The organism is Tenuifilum sp. 4138str (assembly GCF_041102575.1).
Classification (GTDB): Bacteria; Bacteroidota; Bacteroidia; order Bacteroidales; family Tenuifilaceae; genus Tenuifilum; species Tenuifilum osseticum.
In genome coordinates, this window is the sequence record NZ_JBGCUE010000002.1 from 79,011 (window position 1) to 96,984 (window position 17,974).

Below are 17,974 nucleotides of genomic sequence, written 5' to 3' on the forward strand. Positions count from 1 at the left end.
AATATCGTGGAGTAAAGCAAAAATACATTTTTTTACATTCAATCAGCTGACCATGTAAATAAAAAAGCAACATCCTTAAATGGATGTTGCTTTCGGTATTGACCTTAAAAAATACTAGAAATCGCTATTCATGCTCCAAAGGAATTCCTCATTAGTAGCTGTTTTCACTAGCCTATCGCGCAAGAATTCCATAGCCTCAACCGAGTTCATATCGGTAAGGTAATTGCGGAGAATCCATATCTTCTGTAATACTTCTTTATCAAGCAGCAGATCCTCGCGGCGTGTACTCGATGCCATGATGTCTACAGCAGGGAATACCCTCTTATTCGCTAACTTGCGATCGAGCTGCAGTTCCATGTTACCAGTGCCCTTAAACTCCTCAAATATAACATCGTCCATCTTGCTACCGGTTTCGGTTAAGGCTGTTGCCAGAATGGTTAGCGAACCGCCATTCTCTATATTTCGGGCAGCGCCAAAGAAACGCTTGGGCTTTTGCAATGCATTGGCATCAACCCCACCCGATAGCACCTTGCCGGAGGCAGGCTGTACTGTGTTAAAAGCCCTTGCCAACCTGGTAATTGAATCGAGAAGTATAACCACATCATGGCCACACTCAACAAGGCGCTTGGCTTTTTCCAGAACAATATTGGCTACCCTAACGTGCCTTTCGGCAGGCTCGTCAAAGGTCGATGCAATTACCTCGGCATTTACACTACGGGCCATATCGGTTACCTCCTCGGGGCGCTCATCAATCAAAAGAACTATCATGTAAACCTCTGGATGGTTTGCCGCTATTGAGTTGGCAATGTCTTTCAGCAATATGGTTTTACCGGTTTTGGGCTGGGCAACAATTAAACCTCGTTGTCCCTTGCCAATGGGCGCAAACATATCGACAATCCGTGCCGATAATAGGTTCATGCCATTCCCAATCAGCTTAAACTTCTCGTTTGGGAAAAGTGGGGTTAAATAATCGAACGGAACCCTATCGCGTATAAACTCCGGATCGCGACCATTTATCTCAATTACCTTAATTAATGGGAAGTACTTTTCGCCCTCCTTAGGTGGGCGAATGGTGCCAGTAACGGTATCGCCGGTTTTAAGCCCAAAAAGCTTGATTTGCGATTGCGATACGTAAACATCGTCGGGAGAGCTAAGGTAGTTATAGTCCGATGAGCGGAGGAAGCCATACCCATCGGGCATAATCTCAAGAACACCTGTAGTGGCTACAATGCCATCAAAATCAAATCGCTCGCTACCGGGGCGCCTTTCCTGGCTAGGAATGGGTTGAGCATTGTTTTCCTCCTTTACTGGTTCAACCACTTCGGTAACCGATGCCCGTGCCTCCTGTTCCGGTTTTTCAGAAACCAAGGCCTCAGCTTGAACCTCTTCAGTAACGATAGGAATTACCGTATCCTCTTCGTCATTGCTTAAAAGTATGGTTTCCGAATGTGTTTCGGTATCGAGTTCAGGGAGGATAACGGCCTTTTCGTTAAATTTAATGGTGGTTTTATTGCTTCGTTCCTTTTCTTCGCTTGAGCTATTGGTAGGGGTAGCCGAGAACTCCTTTCTAACCTCTTTTGCGCGAATAATCCTTTTACGTTTATTCCTTTCATTTATTGCTTCCTGGCTACTTGTTGCCTCGTCGGGCTTAGCGGCTTGCGGTTCCTCTTTTTTAGGTGCAACCGGTTGGGTTTCTTCCCTCTTTGCCTCTACCTGTTTCTCAGGCTTTCGGAAAGGTTTTCGGTGATCCTTTTTCCGCTCATCGTCAGCTGATAGCGATGCGTTTATTGCTTGTTGATCGAGAATTTTGTAGATTAACTCTTGCTTCTTAAAGTTCTCTACTTTCTTAATATTCAAATTTTTTGCAATTTCCCTTAATTCGGGAAGCAACTTTTTGTTTAGTTCAAGTATATCGTACATAGTTTGTAAAATGGTGTTTTGTGTGAAAATGAAGATGGAAAAAAGTAATTGAAATTCTAAAACCTTTTGATTTGGATTAGGAAGATTTTTCCTGTTTTCGATGATGCAAATTTAGCTTATTGTTTGTAACATGCAAAATAAATTGAGATTTCAATAATAATTGGAAGAAACTAACTCCTTGCTTCAAACAACACTTAAAGATAAAATGTTTTGCTTAAACAAAAAAACAGATGATACAATTTTTGTCAACTCATTGAATTTCATTGATTTTTTAGGTAAGTTAAAGGAAAAATCAAAAAAGTTATAGGGTAAAATCTAACTCGTGTATCATAGGTACAGAAACAGGTAAGCAATTTATGTTAAACTTAATACTTTCAGCCATGAAAACCCTGAATGCACTTATTGGAAAAAGCCTGAGGTATAGCGTTACAGCAGTTGCGCTGATAATCTCAGCAGTGCTCACAGCACAAGAGGTGGACTACAACCTCGTAAACGGAGTAATTAAGGATGCCAAAACAAAGGAACGGGTGGTATTTGCTACCATTAGCGTGCCCGGCACAACTATTGGAACAGTTGCCAATGCCGATGGCGAATTCACCCTTAAGGTTCCCAAAACTGTTAAATCGAATGTTTTTGAAATAACTCACCTGGGTTACCAGAACACTCAATTCCCAATAGTTAACGGAACTAGTGGCAAGGATAAGGTATACCTGATTGAACCTGCATCGCTCGAAATTCAATCGGTAGTAATTCGCCCTATGGATGCCAGAACTATACTGGAAGGTGCCCTTAAGAACATTGACAAGAATTACAGCGATAAACCTGTTAGCTTTACTGCTTTTTACCGGGAATCCATTAAGCAAAGGCGTGAATATATCTCCATTGCCGAAGCCGTTGCTGAAATATACAAGGCTCCTTACCGGTATACCCTTGAAACCGATAAAGTAAAAATTGTAAAGGGACGTAGGGGCGAAAATGTTAAGAAAGCCGACACCCTGATGGTAAAAATGCAAGGAGGGCCACATGTATCGCTTTACCTTGATGTTATAAAGAACCCCGAATTAATTCTCACCCGCGAAGACTTACCCTACTACAACTACGAGGTGATGGATGTTGTTAAGATTGACAATGAGGCCAACTACGTTATCAGCTTTACACCTAACACCAAACTTGAATACCCACTTTACCAAGGTAAACTGTATATAAATACTGAGAATCTTGCTATCACAATGGCTGAATTCAGCATCGATTTAAGTGAACCCGAAAAGGTAGCCCAGATTTTTGTTCGGAAAAAACCTGCCGGTTTAATTTTTGAACCCATCAGCACTAATTACCTGGTTACATATAAAAAGGTAAACGATAAGTATCAGGTTAACTATATGCGTAGCGAGGTTAAATTCCGTGCCGACTGGCGTAAACGGATATTCAAAACCAATTACACCATAATGTCGGAAATGGCAATAACGGAACGGAACTTTGACAATGTTAATAAAATCACATTCAAGGAGTCGTTTAAGCCCAACTTGATACTGGCCGACAGGGTAAACGAGTACTTTGATGAGAATTACTGGGGTTCATACAACACCATTGAACCCGACGAGTCGATACAATCGGCAATCAGTAAGTTTAACAAGCGGTTCAGGAAGCAGTAAGGATTGGAACTGGGCAGGGGTAAGCCCTGCCCTTTCTTTGCTTTGTTTTATTAATTTTGTATTTGTTCAACTGTTTTGTTTATGGTATTGGCCTCCACTAACCCCAACGAGCCTGACCTTAAAGAGTTCGAGAAAGTATTCCGGAAATACTACGAACCACTTTGCCGCTATGCCTATTCCATTGTACGCGATGCCGATGAGGCCGAGGAAATTGTTCAGGAGTTCTTTTACACCTTTTGGTTAAACCGTAACCGGATATCTATCAGGCTATCGCTAAAATCCTACCTATACCGGTCCATTCGAAACAGCGCCTTACGTTACCTTCAGCACAAAAATATTGAAGACCAATACCGTACCCAGGATTACGCCCTTAATCATGTTGAATCGCCTGAGCAGGTTATTCAAGGGAATGAGATGGCCGGTATAATTGATAAAACCCTAAAAGGGTTACCTGAACGGACTAGGCAAATATTCTTGCTTAACAGGATTAACGGTTTAAAGTATAAGGAAATTGCCGATTTGCTTAAGATTTCAATTAAGACAGTTGAGGCCGATATGGGAAAGGCCTTGCTTGAACTAAGGTTACAACTTAAACGTGCAGGTTTTTAAAGTAAGTAATGCCTAATGCCAAGAACCATGAACAGTAAAAAATCATACCAAACCCATTTAGCAAAATACCTTAGCAACGAAATGGCTTTGGCTGCTAAAATTTGGTTTTACCTCAAAAACCAAATTAATCCTAAAACAAAACATGAACTAAATACACTTAAAGTTTTTTTTAATTCCATGAAAGTGAACGAAAACAATAAAGATATTGAATTTGATACCGGTAAAGCCTGGCAAAAACTTCAGGAAAGGATAAAAACCGAGTCCTATACCAGGCAAAGCCGCACTGCCTTTATTCCAAACCTCAACTATTTTGCTGTTGCAGCAACAGTGCTGGTTATGGTAGCACTATCGCTATCGGTATGGTTTTACTACAATCCCAAAACTATCACCCTAGCCAACATGACTGAAAGCAGTACCATTATTCGAACTCTGCCCGATGGTACTCAGATATTTTTAGGGGAAAACACCATTCTGGAATATCCTGTAAGGTTTGCAGGAAAAACTCGCACAGTGAAACTCAATGGCGAAGCCTACTTCGATGTGGCTAAAAATGGTTCAAAACCTTTCATTATAAAAACCTCGCATGCCAATGTAAAAGTAGTAGGAACCTCGTTTAACCTTAAAACATCCAACAATGAAGTTCACCTGAAAGTAACCGAAGGGAAGGTTAAGATTATCCTTGCCACAAACCAAAAAAGCGCATTGGTGCAGGCAGGCGAGGCTGCCATTGCCAGCAAGAACGATATTGTTACCTACACCCAACCAGCAGGCGAGACCATAAAATCGGCCATGAAGCTTTTGATGTTTCAGGACGAGACATTAGACAATATTGTAAGGGTAATAAACAGTACCTATGGCTCAAACATAAAGGTTTTAGGTGATGACTTAAAAAATATGAGAATTTCTGTTACTTTTGATAACGACATCAGCAGCATTGTGAATATCCTGTCGGTGTCATTTAACCTCAAAGTAACACGTAGCCCCGATGGAACCATTATCATTAGTAGGTAAAAACATAAAAGTAAAACCATTTTGGCATGTATTCCATCGGGTAGTACTTTTTATGCTCATAATTTACGCTGTAAAAGCTAATGCATACGAACCCGACAGCTTACTACGGCAAAATATTACAATTAGCATAAGGACTACAACCCTCTTTAAAGCACTAAACCAGATAGGCGACAAAGCTGGATGTTTTTTCATTTATGATAGTCGTGATGTAGAAAGCAACCGGCGTGTAAAGTCAATAGAATGGAGTGGCAAACCGCTAAATGACCTACTCAACCAGGTTATTGGTGATACCTTAATAAAGTACAGGGTTATTGGCAAACATATTTTACTTTATAGACCAAAACTATCCGACACTCTAAAAGCACAATTACAAGACCAAAACATCAAGTATGTTCAGCTTAGCGGCCGTATTTTGGATAAGGAAACGGCACAACCAGTAGCATTTGCCACTGTTGGGATACCCGGTTTAGCTCTAGGGACTATTAGTAACCTCGATGGGGTATTTACCCTTAGAGTTCCAAAGCAGAACACCGATTCAAGTATAGCTATATCGCACATTGGTTACATTCCACGCAGAGTGCCAGCCGCGCTGCTTACAGCCAAAACCTTTGAGATTTTTCTTGAACCAAGCTTCATTCCTGTACAGGAAATTTTTATTCGAAACATTGACGCACGAAATACTGTTCGTGAGGCAGTAAATAAGCGCTCACAAAACTATTTTCAACAGGATATCTACATTACAGCTTTCTACCGCGAAGGGGTAATGCGCAATAAAAGGATTTTGAGCTACTCCGAAGCTTTTACCAGAATCTTTAAATCATCGTACAGCTTTGACTCCCGGTACGATCAGGTTAAGCTGATACGTTTTAGGAAAATGGAACAGGCCAACAGACGCGATACCCTCGATGTAAAGCTCCAGGCCGGAGTGAAAGCCACCCTTGATATCGATATCATGAAAAACCTACCCGACTTTTTAGATCCGGGATTTATGCAGTACTATGACTACACCCGAAACGATATTGTAGTGTACGACAACAAATCGGCCTACGCTATTGGGTTTAAGCAGAAACCCGAAATTACGGACCCCCTTTTTACTGGAATACTGTATATCGATACTGAATCTTTAACTCTACTTGCCGCTGAGTTTGAGATTAACCCCGACATGGTTCAAAAAACCGCAAGCCAACTTGTTGTAAAAAGAGGGCGAGGAATACGCGTTCAACCCCAAATGATTAAGTACCTTGTTAAATACCAACCGCAAGATGGTAAATGGTATGTTAACCACGTAAGGGGTGAAATTTCCCTTAAGGTGCAAACCCGTTTTTGGCCCTTTGCCAATACCTTCGATCTGTTTTTTGAGTACGTTGCCCTACAGGTGGACACCTTAGAGGTTAAGCGTTTTTCAAAGCGCGAAACGCTCAAAACAACCGAAGTATTCTCTAACACACAAGCCGAATACGATCCAAACTTTTGGAATGATCTCAACTACATTGAACCTGAAGAAAATATTAGTAAAGCACTGCCACAACTTAAGAAATTCACTTTTACCGTTAATGAATAATTTTACTTTTAGCGTTGTTAACTCCTGATAAACCCTGTCAAATTTACACTCGTTAACTATACTAATTTTTTTTAAGGCTTAAGGCGCAAGAGAAGATCAATCCATTTGTACTGCTGAATTCCAAAGCCTTTTGAACCAATCCCCCCCCCTTTTTGGCGGGGATTGCTTTTGCTTACGGCTATTCCCGTTTTTAATCATTTAACCACCTATAGCAAAAATCCTGTACCTAAGGGTTTTCACCTGGTGCTGCACCTTTCCCTCGTCTCAGCCCCAAGGGATAGGCTCATGAGGTTGTAGGCAGGTGTCAACAAGTTCAGCCTGGCCTCTTTAGCCCCAAAGCCCTAAAAGCTAAAGTTCTTGGAGCCCAAATCGTAATTGGTCCCCTTGCTATTTTTCGTTTCGGACCTGTTTCGGCATGGGTTAAAAACCATTTGGGCAGAAAGGTCTAGGTTAGCAACAAGGCAGCTGGCACCATACCCTACGCCCACCAACAAGCAGGTGCGAAGTTGCTTCGGCAAGTAAGGCAAGTTGAAGCCCTGGGCCGGAAAGTTTGCATGCTGCAATACTGACTCAAAATCAGTACTGTCAAGCATTTGATTTAAAACGATATGCCTCAATAGGGAAAAATTGGAAAATTCGATGTTAATGCATTCATTATTAATTAGATGTATGGAAGGCTTGCCCAAAAAAATATTTTTAAAAACCTTAGCCAACTTTACTGAATTCATAATCTTATACTTACAAACAACAAAATCTTTTGACCGCCATTAGAGAAATTATTCCTATTGACGGAGGTGGGTTTAATGCACAATGGAAAAAAGGGTATCAATCTCATGACACCCTTTTTTACTAAGCTATACGTTTAAACCTTATTCCTTATAAACCTCTAAATGAAAAAAGGTCAAAGCCCTTCAATAATTCCAACTGCAATAAGTCCGATAAGTACATTAAAAGGCATTAGGCAGAAATACCCCAAAAACTGAAATGTTTACTGAGTTCTAAAAGTAAAAAACCACTCCCCCGCCAATTAAGTTATATGCCGGATCGGTTAGTCCAATTTCGGCCTCAAGAATAAAACTCATGTTTTTACGTAACCCTATATCTACGCCGGCAGGGATCCAGAGCAAAAACTGTGTATCACCCCCATCAGGGAAGTTAATATCGGTATCCAAACCCGTAATTAACCTAACCCCCTTTGCCAAGCCAAATGTAAGGTTTAGTGTACCATCGAGTCCAAAACTCCCAAAACTATGGGCTCCCCCCGCCAACGAAACATTTTTCCCCAGAACAAACTCAACATTTGCTCCAAAGTAGTTATCGGGGCCAAGCACACCGGCAGTAATACCAACATCTATTCCCCTCGTAAGTCCGTAACCACCATGCAGAAATAGCATGAACTCATTACTCCCATTAATTAGCACTGCTGGTTCAAAGCCTACCGAAATAGTTTTAGGCTTTAGGGTTTGGCCGGTATTAAACACTTGCCCTAACGACATCACGTTGATGGCAGCAAATACAGCAATTAAAATGGTCTTTTTCATGGTTATATAATTTTAATTAAGAGATAAAACTCTTTTGATTCTTTACAAATCCGTAATATATTTTACTATTAAAATTTCATTCACCAGCTTATTTAGGATTGCATATTTATAACAAAGATAAATAAATTAAGTTTTTAAAAACAATGCAGCAAAATATTACTATCTTTCGTCGTTATAGAAAACTTAAGCTATGAACGTAGAAGTTAAAACCACAGCAGGCCAGGCCATGGGGATTGTAGGTATAGTGCTTGCAGTAATTTCACTCATCCTTGCCTTTATACCATGTATCGGATTCGTTGCGTTGCTTCCGGCTGCCCTTGCCTTAATTTTCAGTATTATCTCAATTATTCAAGCAACAAATGGTTATGGTTCAAAAGGGCTGGGCATTGGTGCTCTCATTGTCTCGGTTCTATCAATTTTCTTAGCAGTAATGTGGCTTACAATAATCAGCGGTGGCTTTTCTATTCTTGAGGATTTGGATAAGCATCCTGAAAAAATTGAAATTTTTGGGAAGGAACTTGAAAAGGAGCTTAACGATGCTAATGTTCAGATAAGAATTGAAACCGATAGCTTGGTAAAAACACTTAGGAAACTTGAGGGTGAGTCCGATAGCATTAAGGTGGTAACCATTAAAAAGTCCAAAACCAGTAAGGACGGTGATTCACAGAGTGCCAGAATTACTATTGATACCGATTCTGTTCAGATTAGAATTGAAGCCACTGAAAAAAAGAAAAAGTAATAGTTTTAACCTTAGCTGCAAAGCTTCTACTCCTTACCTTAAAGTAAACTCAGCATTTGCGCTGATTTTACTTTTGGTTTTTATTTACTCTCTGGTTTTCAGCCCAAATACTCATCCCATTCCTGCAGCATTAACGCAACTTACTGGCATTGTACCGCCCAGTAAAGGTTTATCGGCTGCGTTCTCACAGATTTTAAGGCTCAACTTTACCAGCGCTTACATTTTCAATCCTTACGGTTTACGCGTATTCTCATTTTTCCTAATTCAATTTATACTGCGCGTGGGCTTAATTTTTGCAGAGTTAAGGTTTCCTAACTCCGTAAAAACATCTACTATTACTGTTGATATACTAATTTCCCTTATTCTCCTTATCTACTGCTTTTACCCGTTAATTGAGTACACCTTTAAATTATTACTTCAACTTTTTCATTAGCTCATCAAAGGTAAACCCATCGGTTGCCCTAATCCCTTTTGGGGTAAGTTGTAGCTCGCTGCAATCGGCAAAGTAGTCGTGCTGGTAGATGTAAATATATCCACCTTCATACGACTCCTTCAAAAAGGTTTCCTTTTCCTTCAATGTCTTAAGCGGTTCCACATCGTAGCTCATAATCCAAGGAAGAGGAATATGCGAGCGGAAAGGAAAAAGGTCGGCCACAAAAACTAGCTTTCGTCCCCTGTAGCTAATTATCGGGATGATTTGCCCACGAGTATGCCCGTTAAAAAACCGAAGCTCTATACCTGGTATAAATTCCCCTTCAGCTTCAATCAAATTTAACGCACCTAAATCGCGCATAGGTAAAAGGTTCTCGGGTAGGTATGCATCTGACTCTCGCGGATTTGGATTTATTGCCCAATCCCACTGAGCGCGTGATACATGATAGCGAGCAATTGGGAAAGTCAATTTCAGGTTGCCTTCACTATCGCGATAAACGCCTCCACCACAATGGTCATAATGCAGGTGGGTTAAAACCACATCGGTAATATCGGTTGGCTTATAGCCCCTTTGGGCAAGCCCCTCAATTAAACCCTCGCCACCAAATGCGTAAACATGGCTCATAAACTTATCGTCCTGCTTATTGCCAATGCCGTTGTCAAAAAGCACTACCCTGCCATTAACCTCAACAACAAGCGATTTTAAGGAAAGCGGGATTAGGTTATTCTCGTCTGATGGGTAAACCCTGTTCCACAAAACCTTTGGAACCACGCCAAACATGGCACCACCATCAATCTTAAAGTTTGAAATATTAAAAAGTGACAGTTTCATGATATATTTTTTTTAATGGATTCAAAATATTGATGCCCAGTTAACATAACATTTAGTAATGCAACTTTGTTCTTTTAATATGGATAACCCAATTCGGTTTTTATTGATTAACTTTGCAGCAAATTTAATGGGAAAATGAAGAATACCGATAAATGTTCGTTTTGTGGTCGTTCGCGTAAGGAGGTTAACCTTCTAATTGCAGGGCTCGATGGGTTTATTTGCGACCTATGCTCCGAACAAGCACACCTTATAGTTAAGGAAGAACTTAAAAAGAAAGGCGAGTTTAAGCTTCAAAAAAATAAGTTACTTAAACCTCTTGAAATAAAGAAATTTCTTGACCAGTATGTAATTGGACAAGACGAGGCAAAAAAATTTCTATCGGTAGCCGTTTACAATCATTACAAGCGGCTCCTCCAATCCGACGGAGGCGATGATGTAGAGATTGAAAAATCGAACATTCTTCTGGTTGGCGAAACCGGGACAGGGAAAACCCTTCTAGCCCGTACCATTGCCCGAATGCTACATGTCCCCTTTACCATTGTTGATGCAACAGTACTAACTGAAGCCGGCTATGTAGGCGAGGATGTGGAAAGCATCCTCACAAGGCTTTTACAGGTGGCCGATTATAACGTTGAAGCAGCCGAAAAGGGAATTGTGTTCATTGATGAGATTGATAAGATTGCCCGAAAGGGCGATAACCCCTCAATAACCCGCGATGTTTCAGGCGAGGGTGTTCAGCAAGCCTTACTAAAACTGCTTGAAGGCTCAATTGTGAATGTTCCCCCTCAAGGCGGACGTAAACATCCTGAACAGAAAATGATTGCCGTTGATACCAAGAATATCCTATTCATCTGCGGTGGCGCATTTGAGGGCATTCAGAAAAAGATTGCCCAAAGGTTGAACACCACGGTTGTAGGATATGGTGCTAGCAAAACCCGCGAGGTTATTGATAAGGATAATCTCCTTCAATACATTGCTCCGCAGGACTTAAGAGCCTTTGGCCTAATACCCGAGATAATAGGACGCTTACCGGTAATCACATACCTTAACCCTCTCGATCGCAAGGCCTTGCGTGATATTCTTACCGAACCAAAGAACGCCATTATCAAACAGTATATCAAACTTTTTGAGTATGATGGCATTCACCTTAAGTTCGACGAAGAGGTTCTCGATTACATAGTGGATAAGGCAGTAGAGTTTAAGCTGGGTGCCCGTGGCCTGCGGTCGATTTGCGAAGCAATTATGATCGATGCAATGTTTGAACTCCCAACCAGCGATCAAAAGGAGATGGTGGTTACACTAGAATATGCCCAGAATAAGTTGGAAAAATCGAACCTGAAAAGGTTAAAAGCAGCTTAACGCTTAATCCTAACATACTCCTCGAAGGTGTAACCCGGCCCCGTGGTCGGGTTCCCTTTTTCGGAGTTTACCAGTTCCCATTCATTAATATCGATATCAGGGAAGAACGTATCGCCCTCGTATTTATCGTGCACACGGGTAATGTATAGCTTGGTTGCCATGGGCAAGGCCTGACGGTAAATTTCACCTCCACCAATTATAAAAATTTCATTTTCTGATTTTGTCATTTCCAAGGCATTGGCAATCGAACTGGCCACCTCAACCCCAGCAATATCAAGACTGGGGTTTCTAGAAATCACTATATTCCTACGGTTGGGTAGCGGTTTTCCTATACTCTCAAAGGTCTTTCGCCCCATAATAACACTGTGCCCCGATGTGATCCTTTTAAATCGTTTCAAGTCTTCGGGGATATGCCATAGTAACTCATTCCCCCCACCAATAACTCCGTTCTCAGCTATTGCAACTATGATTGATACTTCCATAGGCTTATCCATGAACTACACAGCAATATCACCCTTGATATGCGGGTGCGGATTATAATCCTCCAGCTTAAAGTCAGTAAACTTAAAATCAAAAATCGATTTAACGTCGGGGTTTATTACCATACGTGGTAACTTTCGGGGTTCACGGGTCAGCTGTAGCTTAACCTGTTCAATATGGTTAAGGTAGATATGGGTATCGCCAAGGGTATGAACAAATTCACCAGGTTCATACCCGCAAACCTGAGCCATCATCATGGTTAGCAGGGCATACGAAGCAATATTAAAAGGAACGCCAAGGAATACATCGGCACTGCGCTGGTAAAGCTGACACGACAGCTTGCCGTTGGCAACATAGAACTGGAATAGAACATGACAGGGCGGTAAGGCCATATTCTCAATTTCACCTACATTCCATGCCGATACGATATGGCGCCGTGAATCGGGATTATTTTTGAGGGAATCAACCACCCTGCTTATCTGGTCAATTTGCCTTCCATCGGCTGTTGGCCAGCTACGCCACTGGTAGCCGTAAATCGGCCCCAAATCGCCGTTGGCATCGGCCCACTCATCCCATATGGTTACTCCATTCTCGTTCAGGTACCGGATGTTGGTTTCCCCTTTGAGGAACCATAAAAGCTCATGGATTATCGATTTCAGGTGAAGCTTTTTGGTGGTAAGCAACGGAAAACCCTCCTGCAAATTGAAGCGCATCTGGTAACCAAAAACACTAATGGTTCCTGTTCCAGTTCTATCGTCTTTGCGTACACCATGTTTAAGGATGTGATCGAGCAGATTAAGGTATTGAACCATGACCAAATAATTTTCTGCTCAAAAATATAAAAGAAAAACGAAGCAAGTATGAGCTGTTAATATCAAATGAAAACTTCTCCTTTTGCAGAAAGATACCACCTACGCGCCCACACTGCCAGCGCAGCAATAATCAGTCTAATACCAAGCATCCATGGAATTGATACGCCAATGGCCGCAAATAGAAGCAAATCTTCCAGGTTTGAGTGCGAAATGGCAATATGGTAGTTAAGCAAATCGGCTTCTGGCTTTCTAATTCTTCCGTGGCTAACCTCATCGAACATTACTGCTGAACCGTAGGCGAGCCCTAACGTGTTTGCAATAATCCACAGGAACGATGTTGATTGAGGAAGTCCAAGTAATTTTATTATGGGCGACATCGGAACAGTTAAAACCCTTATGAGATTGAACTCCCTGAGCACTTCCTGCAATACCATTAACAGGAAAATTATAACGACAATCTTAATAATCATTCTAAAAGCTGAGAGCAGCCATCCCTGTAGGTGAGCAAAAAAGCTTAGAGCTTGGTCATAATTAACAGGGTTTCCAAAAACCTGATCTAAAGGTGGAAGAGTTAAGTTTAGCACAAAGGCTGCTAAAAAAGCCATTCCTAAGCGTAAAGCAACCATATGCCATGCCTGTGAGCCGGTTTGCGACTGCACTGCGGTTTCAACAATTAGGTTGTGGGCTATGAGGCTCATTACAGCTATAATTGTAACCTCTCGTAATGTTAAGGTTAACTGCGACAATACCGCTATTACTGAGTAGATATTCAAGAAAACTCCAGTTACAAAGGCTAGAGCCGCCTCGCCCTGTAAACCAATCAGCTTGAATGCCGGAGTTAAAAAAACGCTAAGCGTATTTAGCAAGCCAAAGTAGTTCAAAACACTTACCAAAAACGATATGGGTAAGGTAAACTTTAGTATCCAGAAGGATGTCTTTATGGCTTTGGGGTAAGCTCTCATGAAACACCCCAAAATTTTTTCGGAAAAAGAACCAGCTAAAAACCTTAAACTAACCGCAATGGCCAAAAGCTTGCTTCGCATACCAATAAGTATTGTTGCTATGATGCATAACCTTGGTAAAGGTTTAAAAAAGAATAAGCCCGGTTATCCCGGGCTTAGTGCGGATAGAGGGACTCGAACCCCCACGCCTTTCGGCACTAGATCCTAAGTCTAGCGCGGCTACCAATTACGCCATATCCGCAAAATTTCGGTGCAAAGTTATAAAGTATTTTTAAAATACCAATAACCTTACACTATTTTGGATAATTATTTCCTAAGCTCAAAGTTTTGCCCTAGGTAAAGCTTTCGAACCTGCTCATCATCGGCAAGTTCTTCGGCAGTACCTGCTTTAAGTATTTCTCCATCGTAAAGTAGGTAAGCCCTATCGGTAATGGAAAGTGTTTCATGGACATTATGATCAGTGATAAGAATGCCAATGTTCCTATCCTTAAGGTGGGCAACAATATTCTGAATATCCTCCACGGCAATGGGATCAACCCCGGCAAATGGCTCATCGAGCAGGATGAACTTGGGGTCAAGGGCAAGCGCACGGGCTATTTCGGTTCTACGCCGTTCACCACCTGAAAGTTGTATTCCCAAACTCTTCCGAATTTTTTGCAGGCCAAACTCATTGAGCAACGACTCTAACTTCTCGTGCTGGTAATCCTTACTGAAGTTAGTCATCTCCAATACGGCCTTAATGTTATCCTCAACGCTTAGCTGCCTAAAAACCGAAGCCTCCTGAGCAAGATAGCCAATACCACGCTGTGCACGGCGGAAAACAGGTTCGTCGGTTATATCAATATCGTCTAGGAAAATCCTGCCAGAGTTCGGCTTAATTAAACCAACAATCATGTAGAAAGTTGTGGTTTTACCTGCCCCATTGGGGCCAAGCAACCCCACAATTTCCCCTTGACTTAGCTCAACGCTTGCCCCTTTAACAACAGTACGAGTCTTGTATCGCTTAACCAGTGTATCAGTATAGAGCCGCATAGTACAGTTAACTATTCAATTTGTGCGTAAAAGTAACTATTTTATTTTACTCAATGTATTCCTTAATCTTTTTTATATGGTATGATTATCCATATATCTTACCACAATCCGGTTCTAGCTTTCAATTATGGCATAAAAATTGTTAAATTCGATTAGAATTTTTTTTTGTACCTTTGCATAAGAAACCATCAAAATGATAAACCCTCCAAAACATACACCCCGGTGGATAGTTTTTTTAATCGATTTGGTTATATGCTTGTTTTCCATAACCTTTTCGTTTTTTGTCAGGTTTGAGTTTTCTATTTCAGAGGAATACAGAATACTGCTAAAATCGGTTATCCCTTTGGTTCTTTTCATCAGAGCAGTTCACTTTTTATCGTTCCGTACCTTTGCAGGTTTAATTCGTTATACAAGTACTAAGGATGCCGAAAGAATTTTTGTTGTAACAAGCGTAAGTACTTTCGTTCTTTTTGTCATCAACTTCATCAACTTTTTTATAAGCAGCCGTTTTATTATTCCAAACTCCATTTTACTCATAGATTACTTTTTGACCATAATACTAATGGTTGGATCAAGGCTTTTCTACAAAACACTTTACTATACCATTAGAAACTCTGACCTTAATAGTGAAAAGATTTTGATAGTTGGTGTTGAACAATTTGCTGCGGCTGTTAAGCGCGCAATCGACAGGGAAAGCCTTACAGGCATTCAAATAGTTGGGTTTATTGACCCATACAATAAGCAGGAAGGGAATAAGATAGAAAACATTGAGATATACAATATCGGCAAAATTGAGTACCTAATCCAAAAACACGACGTTACCAAGGTTATTCTTGCGACCAAGAATCTTGATCCAAACCGTAAAAACAAGATTATTGAGAAGTGTTTAAAACTAAACGTTAGCGTTCAAACCATCCCCGATGCAAATGCATGGATTAACGGGGAACTCAATGTAAAGCAGATTAAAAACATTAAAATTGAGGATTTACTTGAAAGGCCACCTATTGTCCTTGACAAAAAGCGAATACAGGACTACATAAAAGGTAAAGTGGTTTTGGTTACAGGTGCTGCCGGATCAATTGGGAGCGAGATGGTAAGGCAAATCACCAAGTTTCACCCCAATAAGATCATTCTTTTCGATGTGGCAGAAACGCCATTATACGAGTTGGAACTTGAGCTAAAGGAAACTTTTCAATTTTTCGACTTTGAAACTGTTATAGGAAGCGTTACAAACGAGTACAGGGTGAACAGGCTATTTGAGGCATTTAAGCCACAAGTGGTATTCCATGCTGCTGCCTACAAGCATGTTCCTATGATGGAAAACAACCCTACCGAAGCGGTGTTTAACAACGTTTTAGGGACAAAACTCGTTGCCGATATCGCTGTAAAATTTCACGTTGAAAAATTTGTAATGATTTCCACCGATAAAGCGGTAAACCCCACAAATGTTATGGGGGCAAGCAAACGTATAGCCGAGATCTACACCCAAACGCTGAACTATACTTCCCAAACAAAGTTTATTACTACCCGTTTTGGAAATGTTTTGGGTTCAAACGGATCAGTTATTCCACGCTTTAAGAAGCAAATTGAGAATGGAGGCCCAATTACCATTACACATCCGGACATTATCAGGTACTTTATGACCATCCCCGAGGCTTGTCAGCTTGTCCTTGAAGCAGGGGCAATGGGGCAAGGTGGCGAAATATTCATTTTTGACATGGGCAAGCCAGTAAAGATTCTCGATCTGGCGAAGAAGATGATTAAACTCTCAGGGCTAACCTATGGTAAGGATATTCAAATCAGCTTTACCGGACTTAGGCCCGGGGAAAAACTATATGAAGAACTACTCAACAACAAGGAAAATACCATTCCTACCTACCATCCTAAGATTATGATTGCCAAGGTTAACGAGTATAAGCAGGAAGAGGTGATACCCAAAATAATGGAATTAATAAACGCTCTTCCAAGCCACAATAATTTTAGGATAGTAAGCATAATGAAGGATATTGTCCCCGAATTTATCAGCCGTAACTCGGTTTACGAAGATATCGACCAGCAAAAAAAGTACAGAAATGAGCAGCAATCCAAAACTGCATAAATTTTTCCACCGTACACCCATCCAAATCAGGTTTAACGATATCGATCAACTTTCACACGTAACCAACTCGGTTTACCAGCAGTACTTTGACCTAGGCAGGTTGAAGTACTTTACTGAGGTTTTACAGGAAAAAATGAACTGGGAGGTAGAAGGGCTTGTATTGGCGAGTATCACTATAGATTACATTATTCCCATACGCATGTGGGATAATATTGAGGTATTAAGTAAGATTTATGAAATAGGCAACAAAAGCCTAAAAATGCGTCAGGAGATTTTTAACAACACTACCGGTGAAGTGGCCGCAGTAAGCAAAGCTGTAATGGTTTGTTTCAGCAATGCGGCCGGCAAATCCATTCCCATCCCGCACCGTTGGAGGGAGTTAATATTAAGCTTTGAGAAAGATTTACAGCTATAGGTTTAAATCAATCAAGCCTTCAGGAAGTTCCATTTCAAGCAGCTTAGCCGAAGTATCAACCTCCACAATCAGTTCGTCAGCTGCTGGGATCAGTACATGTTTACCATCAGGGGTAACCAACTCAAATGTTGCATTCATTGAGTACTCTGTGTAATCAACTATAACTCCAACCTCCGATTTGTCGGTATTCAGCACTTTGTATCCAACTAAATCGGAAAGGTAAACTTCGTCCTCCAGCTCTATAGCGGTGGAAGGGATTAACATTTTAACACCGTAAAGTTCCTGCGCCTGGTCAATAGAGTCCACATCATCGAACTTTACAATTGCCTTTTCAGGGTTTTGGAAACGAATACGGGTAATAAAAAAAGGAACCGGTATTCCTTCAATTTCAAGAAATACCGATTCCAATTCTTCGGGGTTGAACTCAACCGATGAGTTTAAACTCACCGCCAGTTCACCGTTAATGCCATGTGTTCTTTGGATATATCCAATCTCAACGAAACCGGCATCCCCCATGCA

At 41.0% G+C, this 17,974-nt stretch carries 17 protein-coding genes and 1 tRNA gene; 9 read left to right on the forward strand and 9 right to left on the reverse strand.

Features of this window, described 5'->3' with window-relative positions; translation table 11 throughout:
- Nucleotides 1–114 precede the first annotated feature (114 nt).
- A complete protein-coding gene (gene rho, locus AB6811_RS02175; RefSeq protein WP_369488605.1) occupies nt 115–1,920 on the reverse strand; it encodes a transcription termination factor Rho in 1,806 nt (601 codons plus the stop codon).
- 380 nt (nt 1,921–2,300) lie between these two features.
- On the opposite strand from rho, the gene AB6811_RS02180 reads away from it, so the two are divergent.
- From AB6811_RS02180 to AB6811_RS02195, 4 genes are all read left to right on the forward strand, one after another.
- A complete protein-coding gene (locus AB6811_RS02180) occupies nt 2,301–3,572 on the forward strand; it encodes a carboxypeptidase-like regulatory domain-containing protein (RefSeq protein ID WP_369488607.1) in 1,272 nt (423 codons plus the stop codon).
- Nucleotides 3,573–3,653: 81 nt separating this feature from the next.
- Complete coding sequence (locus AB6811_RS02185; RefSeq protein ID WP_369488609.1) at nt 3,654–4,181, forward strand: RNA polymerase sigma-70 factor; 528 nt, start codon at nt 3,654–3,656, stop codon at nt 4,179–4,181.
- Between the two features lie 27 nt (nt 4,182–4,208).
- The gene (locus AB6811_RS02190) at nt 4,209–5,192 is read left to right on the forward strand and encodes a FecR family protein (protein WP_369488611.1); all 984 of its coding nucleotides are present in this window, start codon (nt 4,209–4,211) and stop codon (nt 5,190–5,192) included.
- Nucleotides 5,167–6,753, forward strand: a complete 1,587-nt coding sequence (locus AB6811_RS02195) for a carboxypeptidase-like regulatory domain-containing protein (RefSeq protein WP_369488613.1) — start codon at nt 5,167–5,169, stop codon at nt 6,751–6,753. The genes AB6811_RS02190 and AB6811_RS02195 overlap by 26 nt, the downstream gene beginning before the upstream one ends.
- Nucleotides 6,754–7,751: 998 nt before the next feature.
- On the opposite strand, the gene AB6811_RS02200 is transcribed toward AB6811_RS02195, so the two are convergent.
- A complete protein-coding gene (locus AB6811_RS02200) occupies nt 7,752–8,294 on the reverse strand; it encodes a hypothetical protein (RefSeq protein WP_369488615.1) in 543 nt (180 codons plus the stop codon).
- A gap of 190 nt (nt 8,295–8,484) precedes the next feature.
- Between AB6811_RS02200 and AB6811_RS02205 the strand changes: the two genes are divergently transcribed.
- Together AB6811_RS02205 and AB6811_RS02210 are read left to right on the forward strand one after the other, a co-directional pair.
- Nucleotides 8,485–9,033, forward strand: a complete 549-nt coding sequence (locus tag AB6811_RS02205; RefSeq protein ID WP_369488617.1) for a hypothetical protein — start codon at nt 8,485–8,487, stop codon at nt 9,031–9,033.
- Nucleotides 9,005–9,466, forward strand: coding sequence for a hypothetical protein (locus tag AB6811_RS02210; protein WP_369488619.1), 462 nt, complete (start codon nt 9,005–9,007; stop codon nt 9,464–9,466). The genes AB6811_RS02205 and AB6811_RS02210 overlap by 29 nt, the downstream gene beginning before the upstream one ends.
- On the opposite strand, the gene AB6811_RS02215 is transcribed toward AB6811_RS02210, so the two are convergent.
- Nucleotides 9,446–10,297, reverse strand: coding sequence for an MBL fold metallo-hydrolase (locus AB6811_RS02215; RefSeq protein WP_369488621.1), 852 nt, complete (start codon nt 10,295–10,297; stop codon nt 9,446–9,448). The genes AB6811_RS02210 and AB6811_RS02215 overlap by 21 nt on opposite strands.
- A 135-nt stretch (nt 10,298–10,432) precedes the next feature.
- On the opposite strand from AB6811_RS02215, the gene clpX reads away from it, so the two are divergent.
- Nucleotides 10,433–11,656: an ATP-dependent Clp protease ATP-binding subunit ClpX gene (gene clpX, locus AB6811_RS02220; RefSeq protein WP_369488623.1), complete on the forward strand. Its 1,224-nt coding sequence runs from the start codon at nt 10,433–10,435 to the stop codon at nt 11,654–11,656.
- On the opposite strand, the gene AB6811_RS02225 is transcribed toward clpX, so the two are convergent.
- The 5 genes from AB6811_RS02225 to lptB all read right to left on the reverse strand — a co-directional run bounded on the left by AB6811_RS02225 (nt 11,653) and on the right by lptB (nt 14,942).
- On the reverse strand, nt 11,653–12,138 hold the full coding sequence (locus AB6811_RS02225) for a dihydrofolate reductase (RefSeq protein ID WP_369488624.1): 486 nt from the start codon (nt 12,136–12,138) through the stop codon (nt 11,653–11,655). The genes clpX and AB6811_RS02225 overlap by 4 nt on opposite strands.
- 15 nt (nt 12,139–12,153) lie before the next feature.
- Complete coding sequence (locus tag AB6811_RS02230) at nt 12,154–12,948, reverse strand: thymidylate synthase (RefSeq protein WP_369488626.1); 795 nt, start codon at nt 12,946–12,948, stop codon at nt 12,154–12,156.
- Between the two features lie 62 nt (nt 12,949–13,010).
- The gene (locus tag AB6811_RS02235; protein ID WP_369488628.1) at nt 13,011–13,991 is read right to left on the reverse strand and encodes a nucleoside recognition domain-containing protein; all 981 of its coding nucleotides are present in this window, start codon (nt 13,989–13,991) and stop codon (nt 13,011–13,013) included.
- A 78-nt stretch (nt 13,992–14,069) separates the two neighbouring features.
- A tRNA-Leu gene (locus tag AB6811_RS02240) sits at nt 14,070–14,151 on the reverse strand.
- A gap of 65 nt (nt 14,152–14,216) precedes the next feature.
- Complete coding sequence (gene lptB / locus AB6811_RS02245; RefSeq protein WP_369488630.1) at nt 14,217–14,942, reverse strand: LPS export ABC transporter ATP-binding protein; 726 nt, start codon at nt 14,940–14,942, stop codon at nt 14,217–14,219.
- Nucleotides 14,943–15,135: 193 nt separating this feature from the next.
- Between lptB and AB6811_RS02250 the strand changes: the two genes are divergently transcribed.
- Complete coding sequence (locus tag AB6811_RS02250; RefSeq protein ID WP_369488632.1) at nt 15,136–17,040, forward strand: polysaccharide biosynthesis protein; 1,905 nt, start codon at nt 15,136–15,138, stop codon at nt 17,038–17,040.
- Nucleotides 17,015–17,455, forward strand: coding sequence for an acyl-CoA thioesterase (locus AB6811_RS02255; RefSeq protein WP_369488634.1), 441 nt, complete (start codon nt 17,015–17,017; stop codon nt 17,453–17,455). Before AB6811_RS02250 ends, AB6811_RS02255 begins: the two co-directional genes overlap by 26 nt.
- On the opposite strand, the gene rimM is transcribed toward AB6811_RS02255, so the two are convergent.
- Nucleotides 17,450–17,971 carry a ribosome maturation factor RimM gene (gene rimM / locus AB6811_RS02260; protein WP_369488636.1) on the reverse strand — a complete coding sequence of 174 codons (522 nt, stop codon included), beginning with the start codon at nt 17,969–17,971 and terminating at the stop codon, nt 17,450–17,452. The two genes, AB6811_RS02255 and rimM, sit on opposite strands and share 6 nt — an antisense overlap.
- Between the last annotated feature and the right edge of the window lie 3 nt (nt 17,972–17,974).

What these genes read in the sequence shown, in the direction of transcription:
- rho (WP_369488605.1), bottom strand. Translation starts at nt 1,920, where the DNA reads ATGTACGATATACTTGAACTAAACAAAAAGTTGCTTCCCGAATTAAGG.
- AB6811_RS02190 (WP_369488611.1), top strand. Translation starts at nt 4,209, where the DNA reads ATGAACAGTAAAAAATCATACCAAACCCATTTAGCAAAATACCTTAGC.
- rimM (WP_369488636.1), bottom strand. Translation starts at nt 17,971, where the DNA reads ATGGGGGATGCCGGTTTCGTTGAGATTGGATATATCCAAAGAACACAT.
- AB6811_RS02255 (WP_369488634.1), top strand. Translation starts at nt 17,015, where the DNA reads ATGAGCAGCAATCCAAAACTGCATAAATTTTTCCACCGTACACCCATC.
- AB6811_RS02185 (WP_369488609.1), top strand. Translation starts at nt 3,654, where the DNA reads ATGGTATTGGCCTCCACTAACCCCAACGAGCCTGACCTTAAAGAGTTC.
- AB6811_RS02235 (WP_369488628.1), bottom strand. Translation starts at nt 13,991, where the DNA reads ATGCGAAGCAAGCTTTTGGCCATTGCGGTTAGTTTAAGGTTTTTAGCT.
- AB6811_RS02215 (WP_369488621.1), bottom strand. Translation starts at nt 10,297, where the DNA reads ATGAAACTGTCACTTTTTAATATTTCAAACTTTAAGATTGATGGTGGT.
- AB6811_RS02180 (WP_369488607.1), top strand. Translation starts at nt 2,301, where the DNA reads ATGAAAACCCTGAATGCACTTATTGGAAAAAGCCTGAGGTATAGCGTT.
- lptB (WP_369488630.1), bottom strand. Translation starts at nt 14,942, where the DNA reads ATGCGGCTCTATACTGATACACTGGTTAAGCGATACAAGACTCGTACT.
- AB6811_RS02225 (WP_369488624.1), bottom strand. Translation starts at nt 12,138, where the DNA reads ATGGAAGTATCAATCATAGTTGCAATAGCTGAGAACGGAGTTATTGGT.
- AB6811_RS02200 (WP_369488615.1), bottom strand. Translation starts at nt 8,294, where the DNA reads ATGAAAAAGACCATTTTAATTGCTGTATTTGCTGCCATCAACGTGATG.
- AB6811_RS02195 (WP_369488613.1), top strand. Translation starts at nt 5,167, where the DNA reads ATGGAACCATTATCATTAGTAGGTAAAAACATAAAAGTAAAACCATTT.
- AB6811_RS02230 (WP_369488626.1), bottom strand. Translation starts at nt 12,948, where the DNA reads ATGGTTCAATACCTTAATCTGCTCGATCACATCCTTAAACATGGTGTA.
- clpX (WP_369488623.1), top strand. Translation starts at nt 10,433, where the DNA reads ATGAAGAATACCGATAAATGTTCGTTTTGTGGTCGTTCGCGTAAGGAG.
- AB6811_RS02205 (WP_369488617.1), top strand. Translation starts at nt 8,485, where the DNA reads ATGAACGTAGAAGTTAAAACCACAGCAGGCCAGGCCATGGGGATTGTA.
- AB6811_RS02250 (WP_369488632.1), top strand. Translation starts at nt 15,136, where the DNA reads ATGATAAACCCTCCAAAACATACACCCCGGTGGATAGTTTTTTTAATC.